Origin of the sequence: Mucilaginibacter sp., from assembly GCF_036383575.1 — a bacterium.
GTDB lineage: Bacteria > Bacteroidota > Bacteroidia > Sphingobacteriales > Sphingobacteriaceae > Mucilaginibacter.
Window position 1 is genome coordinate 1 of sequence record NZ_DASVOB010000743.1, and the last position, 1,736, is coordinate 1,736.

Consider the following 1,736-nt stretch of genomic DNA (forward strand, 5'->3'; position numbering starts at 1 on the left):
GTTCCGGAGCAGGAATCTGCATGGCGTATACATCAGGGTCCTCTGCGAGAGTCCCTGATGGTACGTTAGATGGCCTGTCACCCTGAGCCTGTCGAAGGGGCGTTCGCAGAGGCCGTGCCCACCATGCTTCGACTGGCTCAGCATGGCCCCCATTTTTATTGAAGACTTACGAAGTTTTTAAAACTTCGTAAGTCTGGATTTATGGGCAGGTAATTTATTTTGTAACCTACAATAAGGGCCGCGGGTCAAACATCACCCGGATAGAATTTATCTTGCCATCAATAACATGGTACCAGCCGCAGCTGAATATGGTAGTGCTGCCCATCTCAATATCGTAAAAGATACATACATCATCCCCATCGCTGAACACACGTTTAATATCATATTTCAGCTTCATCCGTTGCGTATCGGTAAAATAAGCGTCGGCGCCATCGCGGTGACCAAGCACACCTATAAATTTAAGATCGTCGTCGGCACAATTGCGTGCTGTTGCAAAATCTTCTTCGTTTAGTGCTTTTATAAATGACAGTACTACCTCGTTGGCACTGCCCAGTGGGGCGTTTGCTTCTGTTGTCATAGGAATTGTTTTTTGGTTTACAATGTTGTTATGTAACTAACAATAATTATTCCTAAGCAGTACTTTGAACAGAAGTTTTAATACAGTTGAAATTTTTTACTGTAAACTATTTTGCCGTCATGGTAAATATTTAACACCCAGTTGCCTTTTAAAACTTCGTGTTTTTTTTCGAGGGTATAACTGCTGTTATTAACCATGTTTGCGGGGATAGCCAGGGGGTACTTTAAGCTTGTATTTGTGATTCTCCCGGCAGGATCATGCATTTCCGGATATATCCATTCAACTTCAACAGGAACAGTCTCATTGCCGTCGGCCGATACTTTGTAATCAGCACCAAATTTGATGCCTGATTTAGCCGGGACCCTTAGCGTTTTTTTTACGAGTATTGAAGGGGCTGTCACGTTATGGTTGCCCGTCGGCGACCCGGCCATAGGTTCTTTGGCTACTGTTTTTGAAGTATAGATACCATAGCTTACTTCGGTAATTTCAAATGTGTGTACTACTGTTTGCTGGGCGTTTGTTCGTGCGTTGATAAGCAGCAAGAAGGCAACTAAGCCAAGCGATAAAGGTTTGATCATTTTGTAAAGATTTATGGTTTTAGTAAAGTAACAGGACTATTCCAGGTGATAAAGGTTTAATCATTTTGTAAAGATTTATGGTTTCACTAAAGTAACAATCACCCGGACTATTGGATCAAAAAATAGCCTAAATTTATTGCTATGAAAAAGCATTTCGTTATAAAGCTGGTTGGAAACCGTCCAACGTTTCCGAATGATATGACCGACGATGAGCGGGCCATCATGAAAGCACATTCCGAATACCTGAAAGGAAAAATGAAAGAAGGACTGGTGCTCGTCTTCGGCCCTGTTTTCGATCCGAAAGGTGTTTATGGCTTAGGGATCCTGGCTGTAGATGATGAAGCCCACGTAAAGGAACTGATAGCTAATGACCCGGCCAATGCGCTGGGTAGTTATGAAGTGGCGTTGATGATGCCGATTTTGCCTGCCGAATGTAATTGATAACAAAGCCGCCCGTTTGCACAGGCGGCTTCTTATTAAAACAATGAAATTAAAAGCTTAATTAAGCGGTGGCTGAAGCTCGGTAGCTATACCTATGCGATTCCATGCATTGATGGTGATAATAGCCATAATTACCTGGG

The 1,736-nt window shown here is 42.9% G+C and carries 3 protein-coding genes; 1 reads left to right on the forward strand and 2 read right to left on the reverse strand.

Annotated features, from left to right (window positions below):
• Positions 1 to 226: 226 nt before the first annotated feature.
• A complete protein-coding gene (locus tag VF500_RS26645) occupies positions 227 to 577 on the reverse strand; it encodes a nuclear transport factor 2 family protein (protein ID WP_330862576.1) in 351 nt (116 codons plus the stop codon).
• A gap of 77 nt (positions 578 to 654) precedes the next feature.
• Positions 655 to 1,155 carry a DUF3859 domain-containing protein gene (locus VF500_RS26650; RefSeq protein WP_330862577.1) on the reverse strand — a complete coding sequence of 167 codons (501 nt, stop codon included), beginning with the start codon at positions 1,153 to 1,155 and terminating at the stop codon, positions 655 to 657.
• Between the two features lie 141 nt (positions 1,156 to 1,296).
• Here VF500_RS26650 and VF500_RS26655 point away from each other — a divergent pair, with 141 nt between their 5' ends.
• The gene (locus VF500_RS26655; protein ID WP_330862578.1) at positions 1,297 to 1,596 is read left to right on the forward strand and encodes a YciI family protein; all 300 of its coding nucleotides are present in this window, start codon (positions 1,297 to 1,299) and stop codon (positions 1,594 to 1,596) included.
• Positions 1,597 to 1,736 lie beyond the last annotated feature (140 nt).

Coding starts and splice junctions, on each gene's coding strand:
- VF500_RS26655 (WP_330862578.1), top strand. CDS start 1,297: ATGAAAAAGCATTTCGTTATAAAGCTGGTTGGAAACCGTCCAACGTTT.
- VF500_RS26650 (WP_330862577.1), bottom strand. CDS start 1,155: ATGATCAAACCTTTATCGCTTGGCTTAGTTGCCTTCTTGCTGCTTATC.
- VF500_RS26645 (WP_330862576.1), bottom strand. CDS start 577: ATGACAACAGAAGCAAACGCCCCACTGGGCAGTGCCAACGAGGTAGTA.